Below are 26,849 nucleotides of genomic sequence, written 5' to 3'. Positions count from 1 at the left end.
CTGATGAGACCGAGCCATGCATAACAACAATAAAGAGCTGACCCTCAGCGCCCCGCTCAGCGGCCCGGTGCTCACGCTCGCCAAAGTCCCGGACCCGGTGTTCGCCAGCGGTGCCATGGGCGACGGGATCGCCATCGACCCACTGAACGACACCCTTCACGCCCCCTGCGCCGGCGTGGTGGTGCACGTCGCCCGCAGCGGTCACGCCATGACCTTGCGTGCCGATAACGGCGCCGAATTGCTCCTGCACCTGGGCCTCGATACGGTCGAGTTGCAGGGTGATGGCTTCTCGATGCTGGTCAAGGAAGGCGCGCGCGTCAGCAACGGCCAGCCGCTGTTGCGCTATGACGTGGACAAGGTCGCGCAGCAGTGCAAAAGCCTGGTCAGCCTGATGATCCTGACCAACAGCCAGGAGTTTCAGGCGCGGCCCATTACGCTGAAATCGGTGAAAGTCGGCGACCCGCTGTTGCACATCATTCGCCGGCTGGCACCGGGTGCTCAAGCGGACGTGGACCTGTCGGGCGAAGAATTTTTCGGCCACGTGTGCATCGCCCATCGCGGCGGTCTGCACGCTCGCCCGGCCGCGCTGATTCGTCAGACCGCGCAAGGGTTCAAGAGCAAATCGCAGCTGCATTTCGCTGGCAAATCGGCGACCTGTGACAGTTTGATCGGGCTGATGAGCCTGGCCGTCGGCGAGCAGGACGAGGTCCAGGTCAGCTGTCAGGGCCCGGATGCCGAAGCGGCGTTGCAAGCCTTGCTGATCGCCCTGTCCACAGCGTTGGCCGAAGACAGCCACTCCGCCGTGCCGACACCGATTAACCGACGCAATCGGGCAGCCGAAGCGGGCGTGCTGCACGGTGTGTGCGCCGCTCCCGGCCTGGTCGGTGGGCCGTTGTTTCGCTTGAACACCATCAGCCTGCCGGTAGATGCCGGCCACCACGATCCCGCGCAACAACTGTGCGCCCTCGAGACCGCGCTGACTGTCGTGCGCAGCGAAATCGACCACACCCTGACCCAGGCCAGGAAACACAAGAACACTGACGAAGAAGCGATCTTCGCCGCGCATCTCGCCTTGCTCGAAGACCCGGCGTTGCTGGACGCGGCCAACGTCTCCATCGTTCAAGGCATGGCCGCGACGCACGCCTGGAGCCAATCGATCGATGCGCAGTGCGACGTACTCCAGCAACTCGGCAGCGCATTGCTGGCCGAACGCGCCAACGATCTGCGGGACCTCAAACAGCGGGTGCTCCGCGCCTTGCTCGGCGAAGCCTGGCATTACGACGTGCCGGCCGGCGCCATCGTTGCTGCCCATGAACTGACGCCGTCGGACCTGCTGCAACTGAGCCAGCAAGGGGTCGCCGGGTTGTGCATGGCCGAGGGCGGCGCGACTTCCCACGTCGCGATTCTGGCGCGCGGCAAAGGTCTGCCGTGCATGGTTGCGCTGGGCCCAACGCTGCTGGATCAGGCGCAAGGCCAGGCGGTGGTGCTGGATGCCGACGGCGGTCGCCTAGAATTGGCGCCGACGGCCGAACGTCTGGCCGACGTGCATCAGGCTCAACTCGATCATCAGCAACGTCGTGCGCTTCAACAGTCTCAGGCTCACACCCCGGCACTGACGCTCGATGGTGTGCACATCGAAGTCGCCGCCAATGTCGCCTCCAGCGCAGAAGCGGCCGACGCACTGGCCAATGGCGCCGACGGCGTCGGCCTGCTGCGCACCGAATTTCTGTTCGTGGACCGCAACACCGCGCCGGACGAACACGAACAACACCTCGCCTATCAAGCTGTGCTCGACGCCATGGGCGACAAGTCGGTGATTATCCGCACCATCGACGTCGGCGGCGATAAGCAACTCGATTACCTGCCGCTGCCGGTCGAGGCCAATCCGGTGCTCGGCTTGCGCGGCATTCGTCTGGCTCAGGTGCGTCCGGAATTGCTCGATCAGCAACTGCGCGCGCTGTTGCACGTCAGCCCGTTGTCACGCTGCCGGATCCTGTTGCCGATGGTGACCGAGGTCGATGAGCTGCTGCACATCCGCCAGCGACTTGATGCGTTGTGCACTGAACTCGGTGTGAGCGAACGTCCGGAGCTGGGGGTGATGATCGAAGTCCCGGCCGCCGCGCTGCTGGCCGAGCAACTGGCCGAACATGCGGACTTCCTGTCCATCGGCACCAACGATTTGTCGCAATACACCCTGGCCATGGACCGCGACCACGCCGGCCTCGCCTCGCGAGTCGACGCGATGCACCCGGCGCTGCTGCGGCTGATCGCCCAGACCTGCGCCGGTGCGGCTGTGCATAACCGCTGGGTGGGCGTCTGCGGCGCACTCGCCTCCGACCCACTGGCCACGCCGGTACTGATCGGCCTCGGTGTCAGCGAGCTGTCGGTCAGCCCGGTGCAGATCGGTGAAATCAAGGACCGCGTGCGCCACCTCGACGCTGCCGAATGCCGACGCATCAGCCACGACCTGCTCAAGCTGAGCAGCGCCAGCGCCGTGCGTCACGCCTGTCACCAGCAATGGCCTCTGAGCTGAACAACAACTACAAGAATCCAGGGAGATCCGCCATGTACCAATACTTCATCGAGGGCCTGCAGCGCCTCGGACGCGCGCTGATGCTGCCCATCGCAATCCTGCCGATTGCGGGTTTGCTGCTGCGATTGGGCGATACCGATCTGCTGAACATCGCGATCATCCACGATGCCGGCCAGGTGATCTTCGCCAACCTGGCAATGATCTTCGCCATCGGCATCGCGGTCGGGTTCGCCAAGGACAACAACGGCACCGCCGGCCTCGCCGGGGTCATTGGTTACCTGGTGATGATCTCCACGCTCAAGGTGCTCGATGCGAGCATCAACATGGGCATGCTCGCCGGGATCGTCAGCGGCTTGATGGCCGGTGCGCTGTACAACCGCTTCAAGGACATCAAGCTGCCGGAGTATCTGGCGTTCTTCGGCGGCAGGCGCTTCGTCCCGATCGTCACCGGGTTCGCCGCTGTCGGCCTGGGCGTGATCTTCGGTTTGATCTGGCCGCCAATCCAGCATGGCATCAATGGCTTCGGCACATTGATGATGGAGAGCGGCAGCATTGGCGCCTTCGTTTTTGGCGTGTTCAACCGCCTGCTGATCGTCACCGGCCTGCACCACATCCTCAACAACATGGCGTGGTTCGTCTTCGGCAACTTCACCGACCCGAATACGGGCGCCATGGTCACCGGCGACCTGTCGCGCTACTTCGCCGGTGACCCGAAAGGCGGCCAGTTCATGACCGGCATGTTCCCGGTGATGATCTTCGGCCTGCCCGCCGCGTGCCTGGCGATGTACCGCAACGCCCTGCCGGAACGCCGCAAAATCATGGGCGGGATCTTCCTGTCCATGGCACTGACCTCATTCCTGACCGGCGTCACCGAGCCCATCGAATTTGCGTTCATGTTCCTCGCGCCATTTCTCTTTTTGCTCCATGCGCTGCTGACAGGTCTGTCGATGGCGATCACCAATGCGCTCAACATCCACCTGGGTTTCACCTTCTCCGGCGGCTTCATCGACATGGTGCTCGGCTGGGGCGAATCCACCAACGGCTGGCGGGTGGTGCCGGTGGGGTTGGCGTATGCGGTGGTCTACTACGTGGTGTTTGATTTCTGCATTCGCCGCTTCAACCTCAAGACACCGGGCCGTGAAGAGGTGCCGACCGGTGACAAGGTCGTGGTTGCCGAAAATGAGCGGGCCGGGGCTTACATCAAGGCGCTCGGTGGCGCGCAGAATTTGATCACCGTTGGGGCGTGTACCACACGGTTACGCCTGGACATGGTGGATCGCAACAAGGCAAACGATGCGGAGCTGAAAGCGCTGGGTGCGATGGCGGTTGTGCGTCCGGGCAAGGGCGGGAGTTTGCAGGTGGTGGTCGGGCCGATGGCGGACAGCATTGCCGATGAGATTCGGTTGGCGATGCCGGCGTTGGGTCGTGCGCTGGTCTCCTCCCCTCCCGCTGTTATCGACGCACCGAAACCTGCCGCTGTGGCGAGTTCAGAGGCGCAGCAATGGCTGAAGGCTTTGGGCGGTGGAGATAACGTGTTGCAGATGGATTGCGTGGCCATGACCCGGATTCGCCTGCAACTGGCGGATGGCAAGGCGTTGTCGGAGGTTGATTTGAAGGCGCTGGGTTGCCAGGGGGTCAGTCAGCTTGAGGGGGGTGTTTGGCACTTGCTGATTGGTGACAAGGCAGCGAGTTTGAGTGATGCCTTGGAAGCATTGGTTAATCGCAGTGAGGTGAGTGCCAAGGTTTAGATTTTGGGTGCCTGATAGTCCGTCATCGCGAGCAGGCTCACTCCCACATTGGATCGGTGTTTATAGATCTAATGCGGGAGCGTTTGTTTTAGCCTTTGATCACAAAAAATACTCGCTCCGGAGATGTACCATCTCCGCTGGTAGCCCTTAATTTATACGTCCCTTCTGTTACGTTGAAATCCACTTTCCAACGCATATCGCTGCCCCCTTCAAAATTAGCGAGCTCATCGTCACCATTCTTTAAGACACCCACCTGACCAACCCCGGTCTTCCCGTAAACAGACACCGATTTTCTCGAAGTAGTACCACCGTTCGGAAGCTCTTCGCCATTGTGGTCGGTAACTTTGTAGATTGAGGGTGCGATAGCCTTGGTCATGGTGTATCTCCTTTTATTGACTTGGATTGAAGCTCCATTAGGCCTAAATCCCCCCTCCTCCACTACTGTCAGAGTTGACAGGTATGCACAGTTCCCCGACCAACGGTACCGTTCAATTTGCACGCAAAAAAAAACCGCTGACCTTGACTGGTTCAGCGGGTTTCCTCATTTAAACGGTCCGGAAGATCAGAAATCCTCCAACCGCCACACCTCATAAGCCGGCGTCTCATAGGGATGACTCTGCTTCAGAGCCACCACCACGTCCCGAATCAACTCATCGCTGACCACCAGCTCAACCTTCCATTCCTCCACCTGCTCGACCTGCCCCGCCTCACCAATAAACGGCTGACTGCCATCCAAAGGCCGAAACTGACCCAGGCCCAACACCTGCCACGCGCAGTGATCATAAGCCCCGATCCGCCCACCACCGGCAGCGAACACAGCACTCTTGACCACCTCGACATGACTGGCCGGAACGAAAAAGCTGAGCTTATACACAGCCCTTAGTTCACCCAGACGCGCGCGTTACGGAACATACGCATCCAAGGTGCGTCTTCGTTCCAGTCTTCCGAACGCCACGAGTTCTGCACGGCGCGGAACACGCGTTCCGGGTGCGGCATCATGATCGTTACGCGACCGTCGCGGCTGGTCAAACCGGTGATCCCGCGCGGCGAGCCGTTCGGGTTGGCCGGGTAGTTCTCGGTGACCTTGCCATGGTTGTCGACGAAACGCATCGCCACGCAACCCGACAGATCGGCTTCCAGCAACGCTTCTTCGCTGGCGAACTCGGCATGACCTTCACCGTGAGCGATAGCGATCGGCATGCGCGAACCGGCCATGCCTTGCAGGAAGATCGAGTTCGACTCCTGGACCTGGACCATCGCCACACGCGCTTCGAACTGCTCGGAACGGTTACGCACGAAGTGCGGCCAGAACTCGCTGCCCGGGATCAGCTCGTGCAGGTTGGACATCATCTGGCAACCGTTGCACACGCCGAGGGTGAAGCTGTCGGTGCGTTCGAAGAAACCCTGGAACGCATCGCGAGCACGGCTGTTGAACAGCGCGGACTTGGCCCAGCCTTCACCGGCACCCAGTACGTCGCCGTAGGAGAAGCCGCCGCAAGCCACCAGACCTTTGAACTCGTTCAGGTCGACTCGGCCGGCCAGAATGTCGCTCATGTGCACGTCGATCGCATTGAAGCCGGCGCGGTCGAATGCGGCCGCCATTTCCACCTGACCGTTGACGCCCTGCTCACGCAGCACGGCAACCTGTGGGCGGATGCCTTTCTTGATGTAAGGCGCGGCGACGTCCTGGTTGACGTCGTAGCTCAGCTTGACGCTCAGGCCCGGGTTGTCTTCTTCCAGCAGCACGTCGAACTCTTGTTCGGCGCAGTCGGCGTTATCACGCAGACGCTGGATCTGGTAGCTGGTTTCAGCCCACTGACGTTGCAGCAGACGACGCTGACCTTCGAAGACGGTTTCGCCGTTGAAGGTGATGTTGATCTGGCCGTTGTTCATCGGCTGACCGACCACCGAAACGCAATCACCCAGACCGGCCGCGCTGAACTGCGCGAGGATGTCTGGCGTAGCGTCCTGGCGAACCTGGATCACAGCGCCGAGTTCTTCGTTGAACAGGATCGCGGCGATGTCGGCGGAGGTTTCTGCCAGACCGTCGAGGTTCAGGCTCAGACCGCAGTGACCAGCGAAGGCCATTTCCACCACGCTGGTCAGCAGACCACCGTCGGAACGGTCGTGGTACGCCAGCAGGTGACCGTCGGCATTGAGGCCCTGGATCACGGCGAAGAAGGCTTTCAGGTCTTCGGCATCATCGACGTCCGGTGCTTGCGAACCGAGCTTGCCGTGAACCTGAGCCAGGATCGAGGCGCCCATGCGGTTCTGGCCACGGCCCAGATCGATCAGGATCAGATCGGTGGTGCCCTTGTTCATGCGCAATTCCGGGGTCAGGGTCTGACGGATGTCAGCCACTGGCGCGAAGCCGGTCACGATCAGGGACATTGGCGAGGTGACGGTCTTGTCTTCGCCGTTGTCGTTCCAGCGCGTGGCCATGGACATGGAATCCTTGCCCACCGGAATGGTGATGCCCAGCTCAGGGCACAGCTCCATGCCGACCGCTTTCACGGTGTCGTACAGACGCGCGTCTTCGCCCGGGTGACCGGCAGCGGACATCCAGTTCGCCGACAGTTTGATGTCGGAGATCTTGTTGATGCGCGAAGCGGCGATGTTGGTCAGGGTTTCGCCGATGGCCATGCGTCCCGACGCCGGAGCGTCCAGCAGTGCCAGCGGAGTACGCTCGCCCATGGCCATGGCTTCACCGGTGTAGACGTCGAAGCTGGTGGCGGTGACGGCAACGTCGGCTACCGGAACCTGCCACGGGCCGACCATCTGATCACGTGCAACCAGGCCGGTGATGGTGCGGTCGCCGATGGTGATCAGGAAGCTTTTGCTCGCCACGGCCGGGTGATGCAGAACGCGTTCGACGCAGTCTGCGATCTCGAGGGTCGACGGATCGAAGTCGTCGCCCAGTTCGTTTTCACGAACGGCCGAACGGTGCATGCGCGGGGCTTTGCCCAGCAGCACTTCGAGCGGCATGTCTACCGGGCTGTTGCCGAAGTGACTGTCGGTGACTGTCAGTTGCGGCTCGGCAGTGGCTTCGCCGACGACGGCAAACGGGCAACGCTCACGTTCACAGATCGCCTGGAAGCGTTCGAAGTCAGCCGGGCCGACTGCCAGAACGTAGCGTTCCTGGGATTCGTTACTCCAGATTTCGTGCGGGGCCATGCCCGGCTCGTCGTTTGGAATGTTGCGCAGTTCGAAGCGACCGCCACGGTTGCCGTCGTTGACCAGTTCCGGGAAGGCGTTGGACAGACCGCCCGCACCCACGTCGTGGATGAAGCTGATTGGGTTTTTGTCGCCCAACTGCCAGCAACGGTCGATGACTTCCTGGCAGCGACGTTCCATTTCCGGGTTCTCGCGCTGTACCGAAGCGAAGTCCAGGTCGGCCGAGCTGGTGCCGGTGGCCATGGAGGAAGCCGCGCCGCCACCCAGACCGATCAACATCGCCGGGCCGCCGAGCACGATCAGCTTGGAGCCCACGGTGATCTCGGCTTTCTGTACGTGTTCGGCACGGATGTTACCCATACCGCCGGCCAGCATGATCGGCTTGTGGTAACCGCGAACTTCGTCGCCACGCGGGGTGGTGATCGACTGTTCGAAGGTACGGAAATAACCAGTCAGGGCCGGACGACCGAATTCGTTGTTGAACGCGGCGCCACCCAGTGGGCCTTCGATCATGATGTCCAGCGCGGTCACGATGCGCTCAGGCTTGCCGTACGGCACTTCCCACGGCTGTTCGAAGCCCGGGATCTGCAAGTTCGATACGGTGAAACCGGTCAGGCCAGCCTTTGGCTTGGCGCCACGACCGGTAGCGCCTTCGTCGCGAATCTCGCCACCGGAACCGGTGGACGCGCCCGGGAACGGGGCAATCGCGGTCGGGTGGTTGTGGGTCTCGACTTTCATCAGGATGTGCACCGGTTCCTGCACCGCGCCGTACTGGCGGGTTTCAGGGTCCGGGAAGAAACGGCCAGCGACGTTACCGACAATCACCGAAGCGTTGTCCTTGTAAGCCGACAGCACGCCTTCGCTGTGCATCACGTAGGTGTTCTTGATCATGCCGAACAGGCTTTTTTCCTGGCTCTGACCGTCGATGTCCCAACTGGCGTTGAAGATCTTGTGACGGCAGTGCTCGGAGTTCGCCTGGGCGAACATCATCAGTTCGATGTCGTGCGGGTTGCGCTTCAAACCAACGAAGGCGTTGACCAGGTAGTCGATCTCGTCTTCGGCCAGGGCCAGGCCCAGCTCGGTGTTGGCTTTTTCCAGCGCGACGCGGCCGCCACCCAGCACGTCGATCGCGGTCAGCGGTTTCGGCTCGGCGTGGCTGAACAGGCCGGCGGCTTGTTCGAGGTTGCCCAATACAATCTGGGTCATACGGTCGTGCAGAACGTCGGAGATCAGCTGCGCGTCGGCGTCGCTGAACTGACCGGCCACGTAGAACGCGATGCCGCGCTCCAGGCGCTGGATCTTGCTGAGGCCGCAGTTGCGAGCGATGTCGCTGGCCTTGCTGGACCATGGCGAGATGGTGCCGAAACGCGGCAACACCAGGAACAGACGACCGGTCGGCTCTTGTACCGGAACACTTGGGCCGTACTTCAGAAGGCGCGCGAGCACCTGCTGTTCGTCGCCGGTCAGGACGCCGGTAACTTCAGCGAAGTGAGCGAATTCAGCATACAAGCCGCTGACAGCCGGGACCTTCTGGCTCAGTTGCTCAAGGAGTTTGCTGTGGCGAAAGGCAGAAAGGGCAGGAGCGCCGCGCAGGATCAACATCTTCGGGACAGCCTCGGGAAGGGGTGTGCTTTGAGGCCGTGCATTCTAGCCTAAACCGCCCGCGACATCACCCGAAACGGTGCGCACGGCCGTACCCGAACGTCGGGCCGGGTATTTGGGCCTTCATCAGCGGCTCGTCGAGGGTTATTTTTTATGTCACAAATTACCGTTTGGGCCCATTCCTGCGGGCTCCACGCGGGTTTTCAACTCCCTAGCAGACAAGCCCTTCGCTGTCGAGATATGGCGCTCGTGGTCCTTTGCGTATACTGCGCAGATGTTTTCCCCAACGGCTTTGCGTCCGCGGTACGCCAAATGGCTGATCGCAACCGGACTCTTCCTGATGCTCAGTGGCTGTGTTGATAAACCCAACACGCTTGAGCGCATAAAGGAGGATGGTGTGCTGCGGGTGGTTACCCGAAACAGCCCTGCCACCTACTTTCAGGATCGCAACGGTGAAACCGGCTTCGAATACGAGCTGGTGAAGCGCTTCGCCGACGATCTGGGGGTGGAGCTCAAGATCGAGACCGCCGACAACCTTGACGACCTGTTCAGTCAGGTGGGCAAGCCCAACGGCCCGGTGTTGGCTGCTGCCGGTCTGGTCAGCAGCGAGCAACGCAAACAACAGGTGCGGTTTTCCCACTCCTACCTGGAAGTCACCCCACAGGTCATCTACCGCAACGGCCAATCGCGGCCGACCGACGCGGGTGACCTGGTCGGCAAGAAGATCATGGTGCTCAAGGGCAGCACCCACGCCGGGCAACTGGCGGAGCTGAAAAAGAAATATCCCGGCATTGAATACGAAGAGTCCGACGCGGTTGAAGTCGTCGACTTGCTACGCATGGTCGATGAAGGCCAGATCGACCTGACCCTGGTCGACTCCAACGAAGTCGCGATGAACCAGGTCTATTTCCCCAAAGTGCGGGTCGCCTTCGACCTCGGTGACGCCAGCGATCAGAGCTGGGCCGTGGCCGCCGGTGATGACAACAGCCTGCTCAACGAGATCAATGCCTACCTCGACAAGGTCAAGAAAAACGGCACCCTGCAACGCCTGAAAGACCGTTACTACGGGCACGTCGATGTTCTCGGCTACGTGGGCGCCTATACCTTCGCCCAGCACTTGCAGCAACGGCTGCCCAAATACGAACAGCACTTCAAGGCGTACGCCAAGAAAGAGAAAGTCGATTGGCGCCTGCTGGCCGCTGTCGGCTATCAGGAATCGTTATGGCAAGCGGCCGTCACGTCGAAGACCGGCGTGCGCGGCCTGATGATGCTGACCCAGAACACGGCGCAGGCCATGGGCGTGTCTAACCGGCTCGACCCCAAGCAAAGCATCATGGGCGGCGCCAAATACCTGGCCTACATGAAGGATCAGCTGGACGAGTCGATCCAGGAGCCGGATCGCACATGGTTTGCACTGGCAGCCTACAACGTCGGCAGCGGTCACCTGGATGACGCGCGCAAACTGGCGGCGAAAGAAGGACTGAACCCGGACAAGTGGCTGGACGTGAAGAAGATCCTGCCGCGGTTGTCAGAAAAGAAGTGGTACAGCAAGACGCGTTATGGCTACGCCCGGGGGGGCGAGCCGGTGCATTTTGTGGCGAACATCCGTCGTTACTACGACATCCTGACGTGGGTTACGCAGCCGCAGCTTGAGGGTAATCAGGTGGCTGAAGGCAACCTGCATGTGCCAGGGGTCGACAAGACCAAGCCGAGCCAGGAAACCCCGCAGCTTTAAATCTTCGCAACCTTCAAAGACGCCATCGCGGGCAAGCCACGCTCCCACAGGTCCGCGTCGAACATACAATTTTGGTTCAACGCAAACCTGTGGGAGCGTGGCTTGCCCGCGATGGCAGCGCCTCGGTCTTAGCCTTTTAACGCCGCGGCCAGGATCAGCGCTTTCATTTCGGACACAGCCGACTTGAAGCCCACGAACAACGCATGGGCCACCAGCGCATGGCCGATGTTCAGTTCGTTGATGCCCTTGATCGCGGCTACCGCTTCAACGTTGTGATAATGCAGGCCGTGACCGGCATTGACGATCAATCCCTGAGCCAGGCCAAACGCTACGCCATCCGCCACACGCTTGAGTTCTTCAGCCACTTCTGTCGGCGTCTCGGCATCGGCATATCGACCGGTGTGCAGCTCGATAGCCGGCGCTCCCACACGACGGGACGCTTCGATCTGCCGCTCGTCCGCATCGATGAACAGCGACACTTCGCAGCCGATCTTCGCCAGGCGATCCACCGCAGCCTTGATCCGCGCTTCCTGTCCCGCCACGTCCAGGCCACCTTCGGTGGTCAGTTCCTGACGGGTTTCCGGGACCAGGCAAATATGCGCCGGGCGGATGCGCTCGGCGAACAGCATCATTTCTTCAGTGACGCCCATTTCGAAGTTCATGCGGGTTTGCAGCACGTCCTTGAGCAACAGCACGTCGCGTTCCTGGATGTGCCGGCGGTCTTCGCGCAGGTGCACGGTGATGCCGTCAGCGCCCGCCTCTTCCGCGTCCAGTGCTGCCTTGACCGGATCCGGGTAGCGAGTGCCCCGGGCCTGACGCAGGGTGGCAACGTGGTCGATGTTCACGCCAAGAAGAATGCGATTGCTGGTGGTCACGGAAGCGCTCCTGAATTTAAAGATTCGGCGCACAGCATACGGGGAGACTACGGCTTGCGAAACAGTTCGCGGCTGACGAGGGGACGACCGCCCAGGTGAACGGCCAACGCCTGGCGCATCAGACGTTTGGCAGCGGACAATGCGCCGGGCGCGGTCCAGTCGGCGTCGGCCATGGCCAACAGCTCGGTGCCATTGAACAGGCCGGGTTGCAGCAAGTACACCTGCTCCAGACCGGCGTCCACTTGCAAGCGGTAAAGTCCGTCCGGGGCGATGGGCTCGCCGTGGATGTCGGTGGTCAGGGCGAAACCGTAACCGAGGTCGTCGAGCAGGCGCCATTCGAAGGATCGCAACAACGGCTCCAGTGGACGCCCTTCGGCCAGCGCGAGCAACGTCGCGGCGTAGTGATCGAAAACGCCTGGGTGCGGGTCTTCGGCGGGCAACAGGCGGATCAGCAGTTCGTTGAGGTAGAGGCCGCTGAACAGGGCCTCACCGATGAGCCATGTAGAAGTACCTGCACTTTCCATGCGCCCGACATTCTTCAGCTCGCCACGCCCGCGAAACTCCACTTCCAGCGGCACGAATGGCCGGGCCAATGTCCCGGCCTTGCCCCGCGCACTGCGCAATACCGCCCTCAGCCGACCTTGCGGCGTGAGGAAGTCCACCAGCGCGCTGCTTTCGCGGTAGGCGCGGGAGTGGAGGACGTAGGCGGGTTGGCCGATGGGTGCTTGAGACATGGAAAGTCAGAGTTCTCAATGAAAGAGCGCAGTTTTACAAACAACAAAAACCAATGTGGGAGCGGGCTTGCCCGCGATGGCGGACTTACATCCAACATCTATGCTGAATGTTACATCCTCATCGCGGGCAAGCCCGCTCCCACAGGTTCTGCGGTGCAGCGTCGATCGGGTTTACAGGTCGCCGTAACCCAGCGAACGCAGAGCACGCTCGTCGTCGGACCAGCCGCCTTTCACTTTCACCCAGAGGTTGAGCATGATCTTGGAGTCAAACAGCAATTCCATGTCCTTGCGCGCCTCGGTGCCGATGCGTTTAATCCGCTCGCCCTTGTCGCCAATGATGATTTTCTTCTGGCCGTCACGCTCGACGAGAATCAAGGCATGGATGTGCAGGGTTTTGCCCTGCTGCTTGAACTCTTCGATTTCGACGGTGATCTGGTACGGCAGCTCGGCGCCCATCTGGCGCATGATTTTCTCGCGCACCAGTTCTGCGGCGAGGAAGCGGCTGCTGCGGTCGGTGATCTGGTCTTCCGGGAAGAAGTGATCGTTTTCCGGCAGGTAACCGGCAATTACACGCTCCAGCGCTTCGAGGTTGTGCCCGTGCTGGGCCGAGATCGGCATGATCTGCGCGTTCGGCAGCTGTTCCTGCAACCAGCTCAGGTGCGGCATCAGTTCAGCTTTGTCTTCGATACGATCGGTCTTGTTCAGTGCCACGATCAGCGGGCCGGTCACGTACTGGACGCGCTCGAGGACCATCTGGTCTTCGTCGGTCCACTTGGTGCGATCCACCACGAAGATCACCACGTCGACGTCTTTCAACGCCGCCGAAGCGGTCTTGTTCATGTAGCGGTTCAGGGCCTTTTCGCCGCCCTTGTGCATGCCCGGGGTGTCGACGTAGATCGCCTGCACGGCGCCTTCGGTCTTGATGCCCAGCATGTTGTGGCGGGTGGTTTGCGGCTTGCGCGAGGTGATCGCCAGCTTCTGACCCAGGATGTGGTTCAGCAGCGTGGACTTGCCCACGTTGGGACGGCCGACGATGGCAACATAGCCACAGCGAGTTGCAGTTGAATCAGTCATTGCCATTCTCCACACCCAGGGCAATCAGTGCTGCGGCGGCCGCTACCTGTTCGGCAATACGACGACTCACACCCTGACCTCGGCTTTTTTCATTCAGTAAGGTGATTTCACATTCGACGAAGAACGTCCGGCAATGCGGCTCACCCTGGATATCCACCACTTCGTAACGCGGCAGCTCGCAACCACGCGATTGCAGGAATTCCTGCAGGCGGGTTTTTGGATCTTTGTTGGTGTCGACCAGCGTCAGGCCTTCGAACTCACCAGCCAGCCAGGCCAGTACGCGCTCGCGCGCCATGTCCATACCGGCATCGAGGTAGATCGCACCGATCAGCGCTTCAAGGGCATCGGCCAGAATCGACTCGCGACGGAAGCCGCCGCTTTTCAACTCACCGGAGCCCAGGCGCAGGTATTCGCCCAGGTCAAAACCGCGGGCCAGTACGGCCAGCGTCTCACCTTTCACCAGGCGTGCGCGCAAACGCGACAACTGGCCTTCGCGAGCCAGCGGGAAGCGATCGAACAGCGCCTCGCCAGCGACGAAGTTGAGGATGGCATCACCGAGGAATTCCAGGCGTTCGTTGTTGCGCCCGGCAAAACTGCGGTGAGTCAGGGCCAGGACCATCAGTTCCTGATCCTTGAAGGTGTAGCCGAGCTGACGCTCTAGACGGCTTAAGGAGACGCTCACGGTTTACCCACGCTGAGTTCGTGGCTGGATTCCACCGCCATGGCCGTGGAGCGGCGCAGGCTTGGGACAATTAACGCTGTGTTCAAAAATTACGTCCTGAATATCATTGTTTTCATGCTTTCGGCGCCGATTGTGTCGACTCCAGAAATGCATTCGGCGCTGTGTTCAACAGCGCCGTGTGTGATTACTTGATCAGGCCAACCCGCGAGAAATTCGGCAGGTGACTGAGTTTGGGTTCCGGCCAGCTCATCCAGACTGCGAAGGCCTTGCCGACGATATTCTTGTCGGGAACCATGCCCAGCAGATCCTTGGGAATGCTCGGATCATCCCAGTAGCGACTGTCGTTGGAGTTGTCGCGGTTGTCGCCCATCATGAAGTAGTGCCCGGCCGGCACGGTCCACGAATGGTCCGGCGTTGCGCGGTAGCGGCTCATTTCCTTGCGGATCAAGTGCTCGGCCACTCCGAGTTTTTCCTTGTAGAGCTCGGCACTGCCCAGCGTGCCCGGCTCGGAGCCGACCAGTTGTTCGGCAATCGATTCGCCGTTGACGAACAAACGCTTGTCGGCGGTGTAACGAATCTGGTCGCCCGGCAGGCCCACCACACGCTTGATGTAGTTGACGTTCGGATCGCTTGGATAGCGGAACACCATCACATCGCCGCGCTGTGGATCACCGACTTCGATGACTTTCTTGTCGAGCACCGGCAGGCGGATCCCGTAAGAAAACTTGTTCACCAGAATGAAGTCACCGACGTCCAGGGTCGGTTTCATCGAGCCGGAAGGAATCTGGAACGGTTCCACGAGGAACGAACGCAGCACCAGCACGATGAACAACACCGGGAAGAACGACTTGCCGTATTCGACCAGCAGCGGCTCTTTGTTCAGTTTCTCGACGACCACCATGTCAGCCTGGCTGACGCTCCCCTGATAGGAGTTGATGGCAGCCCGGCGCCGAGGCGCCAGGAACAGCAGATCGAGCAACGCCAACAGGCCGCAGACGAACACGGCGATGACCAGCAACAGCGGGAAATTTAGTGACATAGGACCTAACTATCCAACCTGAGCACCGCAAGGAAGGCTTCTTGTGGAATTTCCACGTTGCCGACTTGCTTCATGCGTTTTTTACCGGCCTTCTGCTTTTCAAGCAGCTTTTTCTTACGGCTTACGTCACCGCCGTAGCATTTGGCCAATACGTTCTTTCTGAGAGCCTTGACGGAGGTCCGCGCAATGATCTGCCCGCCAATGGCGGCCTGGATCGCGACGTCGAACATCTGGCGCGGAATCAGTTCTTTCATCTTCTCGGTCAACTGGCGACCTTTGTAGTGCGCGTTATCCTTGTGCACGATCAGCGCCAGGGCGTCGACCTTGTCACCGTTGATCAGCACATCCAGTTTCACCAGATTAGCTGATTGATAACGGTCGAAATGGTAATCCAGCGAAGCATAGCCGCGGCTGGTGGACTTCAGACGGTCAAAGAAGTCGAGGACCACTTCGTTCATCGGCAAATCGTAGGTCACCTGGACCTGCGTACCGAGGAACAACATGTCGTGCTGCACGCCACGCTTCTCGATGCACAGGGTAATGACGTTGCCCAGGTGCTCTTGCGGCACAAGAATGTTGGCCCGCACGATCGGTTCGCGCATGTCTTCGATCGAGGAGAGGTCTGGAAGCTTCGACGGGTTGTCGACGTAAATCGTTTCACCGGTTTTCAGCAACAGCTCGAAAATAACCGTCGGCGCCGTGGTGATCAGGTCCAGGTCGTACTCGCGCTCCAGGCGCTCCTGGATGATTTCCATGTGCAGCATGCCGAGGAAGCCGCAACGGAAGCCGAAGCCCAGGGCATCGGAGCTTTCCGGGGTGTACTGCAGGGACGAGTCGTTCAGCGTGAGCTTTTGCAGGGCTTCACGGAAATCTTCGAAGTCGTCGGAGCTGACCGGAAACAGGCCGGCGTAAACCTGCGGCTGAATGCGTTTGAAGCCTGGCAGCACGTCAACGTCTGGCGTGGAGCTCAAGGTCAGGGTGTCACCGACCGGTGCACCGTGAATGTCCTTGATGCCGGCAATGATGAAGCCCACTTCGCCGGCCTTCAGGTCAACGGTGGCGGTGTGTTTCGGGTTGAAGACACCGACGCTGTCCACCAGGTGGATCTTGCCGGTGGATTTGACCAGGATCTTGTCGCCCTTGCGCACGCGACCGTGGCGCACACGCACCAGGGAAACAACGCCCAGGTAGTTGTCGAACCAGGAATCGATGATCAACGCTTGCAGCGGATCTTCGTAGTTGCCGGTCGGCGCAGGAATGGTCTTGACCAGGCGCTCAAGCACTTCGTCGACGCCCAGACCGGTCTTGGCACTGCACTCGACCGCATCGGTGGCATCGATGCCGATGATTTTTTCGATTTCTTCTTTGACGCGGTCCGGATCGGCCTGCGGCAGGTCGATCTTGTTCAGGACCGGCATGACTTCCAGGCCCTGCTCAATCGCGGTGTAGCAGTTGGCAACCGATTGCGCTTCAACGCCTTGACCGGCATCGACCACCAGCAACGCACCTTCACAGGCCGCCAGCGACCGGCTGACTTCGTAGGTGAAGTCAACGTGGCCCGGGGTGTCAATGAAGTTCAGCTGGTACTTGATGCCATCGCGAGCGGTGTAATACAGGGTGACGCTGTGGGCCTTGATGGTGATCCCGCGTTCACGTTCCAGGTCCATGGAGTCCAGCACCTGGGCTTCCATTTCGCGCTCGGCAAGGCCGCCGCACATCTGGATGAAGCGATCGGCCAGCGTCGACTTGCCATGGTCAATGTGGGCGATGATGGAGAAATTGCGGATATGACTCAAATCACTCACGGATCAACACTCAAAAAGGCTGCAGGCATAGCCCGCCGAAAAATAGCCGGGAATTGTACCTGATCCACGGCGCAAGCGTCACGTTCGCAGGTCAGACGGCACCTACAAAAACGCCCCGGTCTTGCGACAGGGGCGTTTTTTATCACCAGCGACGTCGGGAAAAACCCCTGATCAGCCGGCTCGGCGCAACAGCCAGACACCGGCCAGGGCACAGACGCCGGCCGGAACCAGCACCGCAAACAGCGGCGAGAATCCGAATACCAGGCTCGAAGGCCCCAGCAAATCCTGGACGATGCGGAAGGTAAAGCCGACCAGCACGCCAGTGAACACCCGCTGACCGAGGGTCACCGAGCGTAGCGGACCGAAGATGAAGGAAATCGCCATCAATACCAGCGCCGCGGTCACCAGCGGCTGCAACACCTTGACCCAAAACGCCAGCCAGTAACGGCCATTGCTCAGGCCCTGGTCAGCCAGGTAGTGGATGTAGCCCCACAGGCCGCTGATCGACAGGGTGTCAGGCGACATCACTACCGTGCTCAGCAGTTGCGGACTCAAGGCGACATCCCAACGCTCGTCGGGGGTGGTGACCACTTCGGTGCTCTTTTCATGGAACACCGTGGTGGTGACGTCGCTCAATTGCCAGTGATCCTGATCGAACTTCGCCCGCTTGGCGAAGCTGGAGGACAGCATATGACGCTCATTGTCGAAACGATAACGGGTGACGCCGTAAAGCAGGCCGTTCGGTTGCACAGAGTTGACGTGAATGAACTCGTCACCCTGGCGGTGCCACAAACCATGCTTGGCGCTCTGCGCATCGCCGCCACCCTGAGCCAGGGAACGGTTGGCCTGAGCGGTAACCTCGGTGGCCGGCGCAACGTATTCGCCAATCAGCACACCCACCACCATCAGGACCAGCATCGGTTTCATGACCGCCCAGACGATCCGGCCGACCGATACACCGGCGGCGCGCATGATGGTCAGCTCGCTGTGGCTGGCCAGGCTGCCAAGGCCGATCAGGCAGCCAATCAGTGCCGCCATTGGCAACATGTCGTACAAACGACGTGGCGCGGTCAGCAAGACGTAGCTCAAAACGTCCGTCAAGGTGTAGGTATCGCTGACATCACTCATCTCATCGATGAAGGCAAACAGCGTCGCCAGGCCAAGAATAATCCCCAGTACCGCCAGGATTGCGACGAATACGCTGCTACCGATGTAGCGATCCAGCTTAACCACGGGCCACCTCCAGTGCGGCGCGGCGACTCGCCATCTTCAAGCGCAACGGCTCCCAGTAGAGCAAGCCCAGGCCAATGGCCAGGAAAATCGCGTGCACCCACCACAACCCCAGCGCCGGCGGAATCTTGCCTTTTTCGAGGGCGCCGCGTGCGGCAATCAGGATGCTCAGGTAAGCCATATAAAGAAGAATCGCCGGCAGCAGCTTGAGGAAACGACCCTGGCGTGGATTGACCCGCGACAGCGGCACCGCCATCAGGGTCACAATGAACACCAGCAACGGCAGGGACAGACGCCATTGCAGCTCAGTACGCGAACGAATGTCATCGCTGCCGATCAAGGAACGGGTGGTCATTGCATCGCGGTCGGTGACTTCGTCGCTGACGTCCGGTTTGGGCAGCAATACGCCGTATTCCTCGTATTTGATCGCCCGGTAGTCAGCCTGCCCCGGGTTACCGTCGTAGCGATAGCCGTTGTCGAGAATCAGGTAACGATTGCCGTCTGGGCGGATTTCCTGACGACCCTTCTCGGCCACCAGCACGGAAATCCCGCGATCCTTCTTGTCGGAGCTGATGTTTTTTTGCGAAATGAACACACCGCCCAGATTGATGCGGTCATCCGACAGCTGCTCGGTATAGGTCACCCGGGTACCGTCGCGCAGGGCCTGGAAGCGACCCGGCTCAAGGGTATCGAACTCGGTCAGCGCATCCTGCTTGTTCAGCAGCAGTTGGAACTGATTGGCACCTTGTGGCGCCAGGCTCAGACTCAACCAGGCCACAACCAGCGCCACCAGCGTGGCCGGAAACAGCGTCATGGCAAGCAGACGCTGCTGGCTCATGCCGGTGGCCGACAACACGGTCATTTCGCTTTCGAGGTACAGCCGACCGTAGGCCAGCAGGATCCCGAGAAACAGGCCCAGCGGCAGGATCAGCTGCAGAAAACCCGGCAGACGAAAGCCCATGATCAGGAACAGGGAGCCCGGATCCAGCAGGCCCGAGGCCGCTTGGGCGAGGTATTTGATGAAGCGCCCGCTCATGATGATGACCAGCAGCACGGCGCTGACGGCGCTCAAGGTCAACAGGACTTCGCGGGACAGATAACGGAAGACAATCAAACCAGACACTCCAGGGTTGTCAGGCTAAGGCGGCCAAACAAGCAAACGTATCAGACAGCCCGCAGGACGGAGCCGCCGAAAAAGTTGGCGCATTATCCTGTGATTGGGTGCGCCTGTCACTGCGCATGCTCAAGCAGGCGGGTAATGGCGTTGAAGATCGTACAACCGAGGGTTGTCAGGCGCAGTGAGCGAGGTTCAAACTGCGGCCTTTGTCGCGGGCCGTGACCTGCGTCTTTCTATTTATAAGCAAGCGTCTGTGCGCCGCCGTTTTGCCCGCGCACGTTGACCATTAATTCAGGGACCCGGACATGGAACTGGTTGTAAAAAGCGTTAGCCCAGAAACGTTGAAGACCGCCACTCTGGTGGTCGCCGTCGGCGAAGACCGCAAGCTCGGCGCCGTGGCAAAACAACTCGACGAACTGAGCGGCGGCGTCATCAGCGCGGTACTCAAGCGCGGCGACCTGGCCGGCAAGGTCGGCCAGAGCCTGTTGCTGCACAGCCTGCCGAACCTCAAGGCCGAACGCGTTCTGCTGGTCGGCGTGGGCAAGGACGAAGAGCTGGGTGACCGCCCGTTCCGTAAAATCATCGCTGGCATCCTCAACACCCTCAAAGGTCTGGGCGGCACCGACGCCGTGCTGGCGCTGGACGAAGTCGTGGTCAAAGGCCGCGACAGCTACGGCAAGACCCGCCTGCTGGCCGAAACCCTGGTGGACGGCGAATACACCTTCGACCAGTTCAAGAGCCAGAAGGCCGAACCGCGCTCCCTGAAGAAAATCACCCTGGTGACCATCAAGGCTGCACAGGCTGAAGTCGAGCGCGCCGCGGCCCACGCCACTGCGATTGCCAACGGCATGGCGTTCACCCGTGACCTGGGCAACCTGCCACCGAACATCTGCCACCCGACCTTCCTCGGCGAACAAGCCAAGAACCTGGGTAAAGAATTCAAGAGCCTGAAAGTCGAAGTCCTTGATGAGAAGAAGATCAAGGACCTGGGCATGGGCTCGTTCTACGCCGTGGGCCAGGGCAGCGCCCAGCCACCGCGCCTGATCGTCATGCAATACAACGGCGGCAAGAAATCCGAGAAGCCGTACGCACTGGTCGGCAAAGGCATTACCTTTGACACCGGCGGCATCAGCCTGAAACCGGGCGCCGGCATGGATGAAATGAAGTACGACATGGGCGGCGCTGCCAGCGTGTTCGGCACCCTGCGCGCCGTGCTCGAGCTGAAACTGCCGATCAACCTGGTGTGCATCCTGGCGTGCGCCGAGAACATGCCGAGCGGCAATGCTTCGCGCCCAGGCGACATCGTCACCACCATGAGCGGCCAGACCGTTGAAATCCTCAACACCGATGCCGAAGGCCGTCTGGTGCTGTGTGACGCCCTGACCTACTCCGAGCGCTTCAAGCCGCAAGCCGTGATCGACATCGCGACCCTGACCGGCGCTTGCGTCGTCGCCCTGGGTTCCCACACTTCCGGCCTGCTGGGCAACAACGACGAGCTGATCGGTCAACTGCTGAGCGCCGGCAAGGCTGCCGACGACCGCGCCTGGCAACTGCCGCTGTTCGATGAGTATCAAGAGCAACTGGACAGCCCGTTCGCCGACATCGCCAACATTGGCGGGCCGAAAGCCGGCACCATCACTGCGGCCTGCTTCCTGTCGCGCTTCACCAAGAACCTGAACTGGGCGCACCTGGACATCGCCGGCACCGCATGGACCAGCGGCGGCAAGGACAAGGGCGCCACTGGCCGTCCGGTTCCGTTGCTGACCCAATACCTGCTGGACCGCGCCAAAGCCTGAAACCGATGACCTCGGACGGCGTCACTTTCCGGTGACGCCGTTCGTGGTTCAGGAACCGTAATGACCAAAGTCGACTTCTATATCCTGCCCAGTGCCGATCCGTCGGCACGGCTGGATTTCGCCTGCAAACTCACCGAAAAAGCCTGGCGCATGGGCCACCGCATTTACCTGCATTGCAGCGATGCCGCCCAACGTGAGGATCTCGATGCACGTTTGTGGGCCTTCAAGGGTGAAAGCTTCGTGCCTCACGGTCCTGCCGAAAGCGAACCAGAAGGTTTGATTGTGCTGGGGCTGGGTGATGACTGCGGTCCGCATCAGGATCTGCTGGTCAATCTCGACCTGAAAGTGCCGGTATTCGCCAAACAGTTCGCCCGCGTGGCGGAAGTGGTGGTGGAAGATCCGACGATTCGTGCGGCCGCGCGGGAGAGTTTCCGTTTCTATCGCGAACAGGGCTATCCTCTGCAAGATCACCGTTTACAGCGACTCTGAGCATTCCGATGGACACTCCAAAACCGCAACAGAAGTCCGCGCACTTGCTGGATGACCTCGAGTCGATCCGCCAACTGCTTGGCGATGACAACCTGCAACCGCCGTTGCTGACCGACACGGTCAATGACGGTGATCAGGAACAGATTCCGATGTTGTTCGATTCCGTCAGCGGCGCGCCGCAGACCGTCGAACCGACACCGCCCGCCCCTGTCGCGCAACCGGCACCGGCGGCCAGCAAAGGCCCCGACGCCCTGCTGCACCTGGACAGCGAACTGCGCGCTGCCGCGATGTTGATCATGCAAGACGTGATCGATGATTTTGCACCGCACATTGAAACCGAGATCAAGCGCCGGCTGGATGCGCGGATGGAACGGTTGCTAAGCCAGTACGAGTAATCCCAAGCCAAGAGGGCTTCTGTGGCGAGGGAGCTTGCTCCCGCTCGGCTGCGAGGCAGCCGCAAAGCCTGAACACTCGATGCACCCTGACACACCTGACTTGCTGATGTCGGGGCCGCTTCGCGCCCCAGCGGGAGCAAGCTCCCTCGCCACAGGCTCCTCCCACATTTGACCTGCGCGCCGTCCGCCCCTGCTCGCCCTACGCCCCATGCCCCGCTATACTTGCCGGCTTTTCCTGAATAAATGCCAATAGGGTCCCGCCGCGCATGGATAAGACCTACCAGCCGCACGCCATTGAAACTTCCTGGTACAACACCTGGGAGTCAGAGAATTACTTCGCCCCGCAAGGCGTGGGCGAGTCCTACACCATCATGATCCCGCCGCCGAACGTCACCGGCAGCCTGCACATGGGTCACGGCTTCAATAACGCGATCATGGACGCCCTGATCCGTTTCCGCCGCATGCAGGGTCGCAACACCCTGTGGCAGCCGGGCACCGACCACGCCGGTATCGCCACGCAAATGCTGGTGGAACGCCAACTCGAAGCCCAAGGCCAGAATCGTCACGACCTGGGCCGTGAGAAATTCCTCGAGAAAGTCTGGGAGTGGAAGGATCAATCCGGCGGCAACATCAGCCGTCAGATCCGCCGCCTCGGCTCGTCCGTCGACTGGAGCCGCGAGCGCTTCACCATGGACGACGGTCTCTCGGAAGCGGTTAAAGAAGCGTTCGTGCGCCTGCACGAAGACGGCCTGATCTACCGCGGCAAGCGTCTGGTCAACTGGGACACCAAGTTGCACACGGCGATTTCCGACCTCGAAGTGGAAAACCACGACGAGAAAGGTTTCCTGTGGAACCTGAAATACCCGCTGGCCGACGGCGTCAAGACCGCTGAAGGCAACGATTTCCTGATCGTCGCGACCACTCGCCCGGAAACCATGCTCGGCGACGCCGCCGTCGCTGTGAACCCTAACGATGAACGCTACAAAGCCTTGATCGGCAAATTTGTCGAGCTGCCGCTGGTCGGCCGCCGTATCCCGATCATTGCCGACGATTACTGCGATCCTGAATTCGGCACCGGTTGCGTGAAAATCACCCCGGCCCACGATTTCAACGACTACGAAGTCGGCAAGCGCCACAACCTGCCGCTGCTGAACATCTTCGACAAGAACGCTGCCGTACTGCCAGCCTGTCAGGTGTTCAACCTCGACGGCACGCTGAATGAAAGCATCGACGGCAAGATCCCGGCCGAATACGTTGGCCTCGACCGCTTCGAAGCGCGCAAGCAAATCGTGGCTGCGTTCGACGCCGCCGGCCTGCTGGTCAGCGTCAACGATCACGCGCTGAAAGTGCCGAAAGGCGACCGTTCCGGCACGATCATCGAGCCTTGGCTGACCGACCAGTGGTACGTGTCGACCAAGCCGTTGGCCGAGCCTGCGATTGCCGCCGTTGAAGACGGTCGTATCCAGTTCGTGCCGAAGCAATACGAAAACATGTACTTCTCGTGGATGCGCGACATCCAGGACTGGTGCATCAGCCGTCAGCTGTGGTGGGGCCACCGGATTCCGGCCTGGTACGACGAGTCGGGCAAAGTCTACGTCGGTCGCGACGAAGCCGAAGTACGCGCCAAGCACAACCTTGGCCCGGACGTTGCGCTGCAACAGGACAACGACGTTCTCGATACCTGGTTCAGTTCGGGCCTGTGGACGTTCTCGACCCTCGGCTGGCCTGAGCAGACCGAGTTCCTGAAGAAATTCCATTCCACCGACGTGCTGGTCACCGGTTTCGACATCATTTTCTTCTGGGTTGCCCGGATGATCATGATGACCATGCACCTGATGAAGAATGAGGACGGCACGCCGCAGGTTCCGTTCAAGACTGTGTACGTGCACGGTCTGGTGCGTGATGGCCAGGGCCAGAAGATGTCCAAGTCCAAGGGCAACGTCCTGGACCCGCTGGACATCATCGACGGCATCGAGCTCGAAGACCTGGTGCAGAAACGCACCTCGGGCATGATGCAGCCAAAACTGGCGAAGAAGATCGAGAAGCAGACCCGCGACGAGTTCGCCGATGGCATCGCCAGCTATGGCACCGACGCCCTGCGCTTCACCTTCTGCTCGCTGGCGTCCACCGGTCGCGACATCAAGTTCGACATGGGCCGCGTCGAAGGCTATCGCAACTTCTGCAACAAGATCTGGAACGCCGCGCGTTATGTTCTGGACAAGGGCGAAGACTGCGGCCAGAACGGCGAGGCTTACGAACTGTCGCTGGCGGATCGCTGGATCATCTCGCAGCTGCAACGCACCGAAGCCGAAGTGACCCGTCAACTCGATCAGTTCCGTTTCGACCTGGCAGCGCAAGCGCTGTACGAGTTCATCTGGAATCAGTATTGCGACTGGTACCTGGAACTGTCCAAGCCTGTGCTGTGGGACGAAAACGCCCCGGTCGAACGTCAGCGTGGCACCCGCCGCACACTGGTTCGGGTTCTGGAAGTCGCGTTGCGTCTGGCGCATCCGTTCATGCCGTTCATCACTGAAGAAATCTGGCAGCGCATCGCGCCGCTGGCAGGCATTCAGGGCAAGACGATCATGCTGCAACCTTGGCCAGTGGCCAATGAAGAGCGCATCGATCCGGCGGCCGAGAACGACATCGAATGGCTCAAGGAACTGATGCTCGGCACGCGTAACATCCGTGGCGAGATGAACATCGGTCCGGGCAAGCCGCTGCCGATCTATCTGAAAAACGTCAGCGCCGAAGACCAGCGTCGTCTCACCGAGAACGAAGCCCTGCTGAAGAAGCTGGCTCGCCTCGAATCGATCACTGTACTGGCTGCCGGCGAAGAAGCACCGCTGTCCGCCACCGCACTGGTTGGCGAGATGGAAGTGCTGGTGCCGATGGCTGGCCTGATCGACAAGGACGCCGAACTGGCGCGTCTGGACAAGGAAATCCTGCGCTTGCAGGGCGAAGTTCAGCGCGTGGGTGGCAAGCTGTCCAACGCCGGTTTCGTCGACAAGGCCCCGGCCGAAGTCATCGAGAAGGAACGCGCCAAACTGGCTGAAGCTGAACAGGCTTTGGGCAAGTTGGCCGAGCAGCATGCGCGGATTGCCAGCTTGTAACGGCTAGTCGCAATGAAAGAGGGAGGCCCATGCGGCCTCCCTTTTTTGTGCCTGCAACGTGCCTACAAACACCACAACACCCTGTGGGATTCGTGCTGATCTTCACAATTGCGTTCACAAGGCCGGGATGTGGGACAATACCCGCCACTTTCAGCCATACCCGAATCGACAACGCCCATGAACGCCCCCCGCACTCCAAGACCTGCGCGCAAGAAGCCTGACACCGCGACCCCGGCCAAAGCCGTTGAGCCGCGTGAAAAGGCCAGCCTGCACCCGCGCAATCGCCATCAAGGTCGCTACGACTTCCCGGCGCTGATCAAAACCACGCCGGAACTGGCGAAGTTCGTGATCATCAACCCGTACGGCAAGGAAAGCATCGACTTCGCCAGCCCCGATGCGGTGCGTGTGTTCAACCGGGCGCTGCTCAAATCGTTTTATGGCATCGCCCATTGGGACATTCCGGCCGATTACCTCTGCCCGCCTGTTCCGGGCCGCGCCGACTACGTGCACTTTCTGGCCGACCTGCTGGCCAGCGTCAACGACGGTGAAATCCCGCGCGGCGCGCCGGTCAAGGTGCTCGATATCGGCATGGGCGCCAACTGCGTCTATCCGTTGATCGGCTACAGCGACTACCGCTGGCACTTCCTCGGCTCGGAAATTGACCCGACGGCTGTGGCTGCGGCCAAAGCCATCGTGCAGTCCAACGGGCTGAACAAGGCCATTCAACTGCGCCAGCAAAGCAATCCCAAGCACATTCTGCTGGGCCTGCTTGAACCCGGCGAACGTTTTGACCTGACCATGTGCAACCCGCCGTTCCATGCCTCGATGGATGAGGCGACCAAGGGCAGCGAGCGTAAATGGCGCGCTCTGGGCCGCGCCGACCCGAAACGCAAACTGCCGGTGTTGAACTTCGGCGGTCAATCGGCCGAATTGTGGTGTGAAGGTGGCGAAGCACGGTTTGTGACGCAGTTGATCGCCGAAAGTGCGCATTTCCAGCACAAAGTATTGTGGTTCAGCACGCTGGTTTCGAAGGCGTCAAACCTGCCTTCGATCCAGACGGCGCTGAAAAAGGCCGGCGTACTGGAAAGCCAGGTGGTGGAAATGTCCCAGGGCCAGAAGCAAAGCCGCTTCGTCGCGTGGACCTTCCAGACCAAATCCGAGCAGCAGGTGTGGCGCGAGCGTTGGGTTAAAAAAAGCTGAGTAACTGACCGCCGCAGATCAACTGTGGGAGTGAGCCTGCTCGCGATGGCGGTGCATCAGTCGACATCATCGTTAACTGACACGCAGCCATCGCGAGCAGGCTCGCTCCCACATTGGTTTATAGGTGTTTTCAGGTCATTCGCTGAATCGCAGACACAAAAAAGCCGTGCCCGGATTGCTCCGGAGCACGGCTTTTTTTACTGCGTCTTACTTGTTAACAGCGTCGGTCAGGCCTTTGGCCACAACCAGCTTGATAACTTTCTTGGCAGCGATTTCGATGGCAGCGCCAGTCGAAGGGTTACGGCCGGTACGGGCAGGACGCTCGGTCACTTTCAGTTTGCCGATACCTGGCAGAGTGATTTCGCCGCCGTTTTCCAGCTGATCGGCAACGATTTGGCCCAGTTGGTCCAGAGCGTTACGCGCGGTGGTTTTTGGCGCGTCGATAGCTTCAGCGATGTCGGCGATCAGTTGGTCTTTAGTAAGAGCCATGTAGTGTTCCTTCCCTATC

Annotated in this window: 20 protein-coding genes; 8 read left to right on the top strand and 12 right to left on the bottom strand. The window is 60.5% G+C overall.

The window, feature by feature from the left end; all coding sequences use genetic code 11:
• The first annotated feature begins 16 nt into the window (after positions 1–16).
• Together ptsP and nagE are read left to right on the top strand one after the other, a co-directional pair.
• Positions 17–2,533 (top strand): phosphoenolpyruvate--protein phosphotransferase, encoded by a 2,517-nt coding sequence (ptsP, locus tag ACYZT8_RS05155; protein WP_461979761.1) that lies wholly within the window; start codon positions 17–19, stop codon positions 2,531–2,533.
• Positions 2,534–2,565: 32 nt separating this feature from the next.
• Positions 2,566–4,281, top strand: a complete 1,716-nt coding sequence (nagE, locus tag ACYZT8_RS05150) for an N-acetylglucosamine-specific PTS transporter subunit IIBC (RefSeq protein ID WP_461979759.1) — start codon at positions 2,566–2,568, stop codon at positions 4,279–4,281.
• Between the two features lie 88 nt (positions 4,282–4,369).
• Here the strand turns inward: nagE and ACYZT8_RS05145 are convergent, their stop codons facing one another.
• The 3 genes from ACYZT8_RS05145 to purL all read right to left on the bottom strand — a co-directional run bounded on the left by ACYZT8_RS05145 (position 4,370) and on the right by purL (position 9,057).
• Positions 4,370–4,657 carry a hypothetical protein gene (locus ACYZT8_RS05145; RefSeq protein ID WP_461979757.1) on the bottom strand — a complete coding sequence of 96 codons (288 nt, stop codon included), beginning with the start codon at positions 4,655–4,657 and terminating at the stop codon, positions 4,370–4,372.
• Positions 4,658–4,843: 186 nt separating this feature from the next.
• Complete coding sequence (locus ACYZT8_RS05140; protein ID WP_461979755.1) at positions 4,844–5,155, bottom strand: NGG1p interacting factor NIF3; 312 nt, start codon at positions 5,153–5,155, stop codon at positions 4,844–4,846.
• 5 nt (positions 5,156–5,160) lie between these two features.
• Complete coding sequence (purL, locus tag ACYZT8_RS05135) at positions 5,161–9,057, bottom strand: phosphoribosylformylglycinamidine synthase (RefSeq protein ID WP_461979753.1); 3,897 nt, start codon at positions 9,055–9,057, stop codon at positions 5,161–5,163.
• 274 nt (positions 9,058–9,331) lie between these two features.
• On the opposite strand from purL, the gene mltF reads away from it, so the two are divergent.
• A complete protein-coding gene (gene mltF, locus ACYZT8_RS05130) occupies positions 9,332–10,792 on the top strand; it encodes a membrane-bound lytic murein transglycosylase MltF (RefSeq protein ID WP_461979751.1) in 1,461 nt (486 codons plus the stop codon).
• Between the two features lie 128 nt (positions 10,793–10,920).
• Here mltF and pdxJ read toward each other — a convergent pair whose 3' ends face one another.
• From pdxJ to lptF, 8 genes are all read right to left on the bottom strand, one after another.
• The gene (gene pdxJ, locus ACYZT8_RS05125; RefSeq protein WP_461979749.1) at positions 10,921–11,667 is read right to left on the bottom strand and encodes a pyridoxine 5'-phosphate synthase; all 747 of its coding nucleotides are present in this window, start codon (positions 11,665–11,667) and stop codon (positions 10,921–10,923) included.
• Between the two features lie 47 nt (positions 11,668–11,714).
• Entirely contained in the window at positions 11,715–12,401 is a 687-nt protein-coding gene (gene recO / locus ACYZT8_RS05120; protein ID WP_461979747.1) for a DNA repair protein RecO, read from the bottom strand.
• A 171-nt stretch (positions 12,402–12,572) separates the two neighbouring features.
• On the bottom strand, positions 12,573–13,475 hold the full coding sequence (gene era, locus ACYZT8_RS05115; protein ID WP_059403406.1) for a GTPase Era: 903 nt from the start codon (positions 13,473–13,475) through the stop codon (positions 12,573–12,575).
• Positions 13,468–14,157 (bottom strand): ribonuclease III, encoded by a 690-nt coding sequence (gene rnc, locus ACYZT8_RS05110; protein WP_010463056.1) that lies wholly within the window; start codon positions 14,155–14,157, stop codon positions 13,468–13,470. The genes era and rnc overlap by 8 nt, the downstream gene beginning before the upstream one ends.
• Before the next feature lie 184 nt (positions 14,158–14,341).
• Complete coding sequence (gene lepB / locus ACYZT8_RS05105) at positions 14,342–15,196, bottom strand: signal peptidase I (RefSeq protein WP_367372863.1); 855 nt, start codon at positions 15,194–15,196, stop codon at positions 14,342–14,344.
• A 5-nt stretch (positions 15,197–15,201) separates the two neighbouring features.
• Positions 15,202–17,001: a translation elongation factor 4 gene (gene lepA / locus ACYZT8_RS05100; protein WP_149628819.1), complete on the bottom strand. Its 1,800-nt coding sequence runs from the start codon at positions 16,999–17,001 to the stop codon at positions 15,202–15,204.
• A 171-nt stretch (positions 17,002–17,172) separates the two neighbouring features.
• Entirely contained in the window at positions 17,173–18,234 is a 1,062-nt protein-coding gene (gene lptG, locus ACYZT8_RS05095) for an LPS export ABC transporter permease LptG (RefSeq protein ID WP_461979744.1), read from the bottom strand.
• Positions 18,227–19,345, bottom strand: coding sequence for an LPS export ABC transporter permease LptF (lptF, locus tag ACYZT8_RS05090; protein ID WP_461979742.1), 1,119 nt, complete (start codon positions 19,343–19,345; stop codon positions 18,227–18,229). Before lptF ends, lptG begins: the two co-directional genes overlap by 8 nt.
• A gap of 308 nt (positions 19,346–19,653) precedes the next feature.
• Here lptF and ACYZT8_RS05085 point away from each other — a divergent pair, with 308 nt between their 5' ends.
• From ACYZT8_RS05085 to rlmF, 5 genes are all read left to right on the top strand, one after another.
• Positions 19,654–21,144: a leucyl aminopeptidase gene (locus ACYZT8_RS05085; protein WP_461979740.1), complete on the top strand. Its 1,491-nt coding sequence runs from the start codon at positions 19,654–19,656 to the stop codon at positions 21,142–21,144.
• Positions 21,145–21,204: 60 nt separating this feature from the next.
• Positions 21,205–21,633, top strand: coding sequence for a DNA polymerase III subunit chi (locus tag ACYZT8_RS05080; protein WP_131062823.1), 429 nt, complete (start codon positions 21,205–21,207; stop codon positions 21,631–21,633).
• Positions 21,634–21,641: 8 nt separating this feature from the next.
• The gene (locus ACYZT8_RS05075; RefSeq protein ID WP_461979738.1) at positions 21,642–22,028 is read left to right on the top strand and encodes a DNA polymerase III subunit chi; all 387 of its coding nucleotides are present in this window, start codon (positions 21,642–21,644) and stop codon (positions 22,026–22,028) included.
• Between the two features lie 266 nt (positions 22,029–22,294).
• Complete coding sequence (locus tag ACYZT8_RS05070) at positions 22,295–25,141, top strand: valine--tRNA ligase (RefSeq protein ID WP_461979736.1); 2,847 nt, start codon at positions 22,295–22,297, stop codon at positions 25,139–25,141.
• Between the two features lie 177 nt (positions 25,142–25,318).
• A complete protein-coding gene (gene rlmF / locus ACYZT8_RS05065; RefSeq protein WP_461979734.1) occupies positions 25,319–26,341 on the top strand; it encodes a 23S rRNA (adenine(1618)-N(6))-methyltransferase RlmF in 1,023 nt (340 codons plus the stop codon).
• A gap of 207 nt (positions 26,342–26,548) precedes the next feature.
• Here the strand turns inward: rlmF and ACYZT8_RS05060 are convergent, their stop codons facing one another.
• Positions 26,549–26,830, bottom strand: a complete 282-nt coding sequence (locus tag ACYZT8_RS05060; RefSeq protein ID WP_007905514.1) for an HU family DNA-binding protein — start codon at positions 26,828–26,830, stop codon at positions 26,549–26,551.
• Positions 26,831–26,849 lie beyond the last annotated feature (19 nt).

This window comes from Pseudomonas sp. LB3P93 (assembly GCF_054898025.1).
Note: the sequence above shows the minus strand (reverse complement) of the source record. Positions and strands in the feature narration are given on the sequence as shown.

Coding starts and splice junctions, on each gene's coding strand:
- ptsP (WP_461979761.1), top strand. CDS start 17: ATGCATAACAACAATAAAGAGCTGACCCTCAGCGCCCCGCTCAGCGGC.
- nagE (WP_461979759.1), top strand. CDS start 2,566: ATGTACCAATACTTCATCGAGGGCCTGCAGCGCCTCGGACGCGCGCTG.
- ACYZT8_RS05145 (WP_461979757.1), bottom strand. CDS start 4,657: ATGACCAAGGCTATCGCACCCTCAATCTACAAAGTTACCGACCACAAT.
- purL (WP_461979753.1), bottom strand. CDS start 9,057: ATGTTGATCCTGCGCGGCGCTCCTGCCCTTTCTGCCTTTCGCCACAGC.
- mltF (WP_461979751.1), top strand. CDS start 9,332: ATGTTTTCCCCAACGGCTTTGCGTCCGCGGTACGCCAAATGGCTGATC.
- recO (WP_461979747.1), bottom strand. CDS start 12,401: ATGTCTCAAGCACCCATCGGCCAACCCGCCTACGTCCTCCACTCCCGC.
- era (WP_059403406.1), bottom strand. CDS start 13,475: ATGACTGATTCAACTGCAACTCGCTGTGGCTATGTTGCCATCGTCGGC.
- lepB (WP_367372863.1), bottom strand. CDS start 15,196: ATGTCACTAAATTTCCCGCTGTTGCTGGTCATCGCCGTGTTCGTCTGC.
- ACYZT8_RS05085 (WP_461979740.1), top strand. CDS start 19,654: ATGGAACTGGTTGTAAAAAGCGTTAGCCCAGAAACGTTGAAGACCGCC.
- ACYZT8_RS05080 (WP_131062823.1), top strand. CDS start 21,205: ATGACCAAAGTCGACTTCTATATCCTGCCCAGTGCCGATCCGTCGGCA.
- ACYZT8_RS05075 (WP_461979738.1), top strand. CDS start 21,642: ATGGACACTCCAAAACCGCAACAGAAGTCCGCGCACTTGCTGGATGAC.
- ACYZT8_RS05070 (WP_461979736.1), top strand. CDS start 22,295: ATGGATAAGACCTACCAGCCGCACGCCATTGAAACTTCCTGGTACAAC.
- rlmF (WP_461979734.1), top strand. CDS start 25,319: ATGAACGCCCCCCGCACTCCAAGACCTGCGCGCAAGAAGCCTGACACC.
- ACYZT8_RS05060 (WP_007905514.1), bottom strand. CDS start 26,830: ATGGCTCTTACTAAAGACCAACTGATCGCCGACATCGCTGAAGCTATC.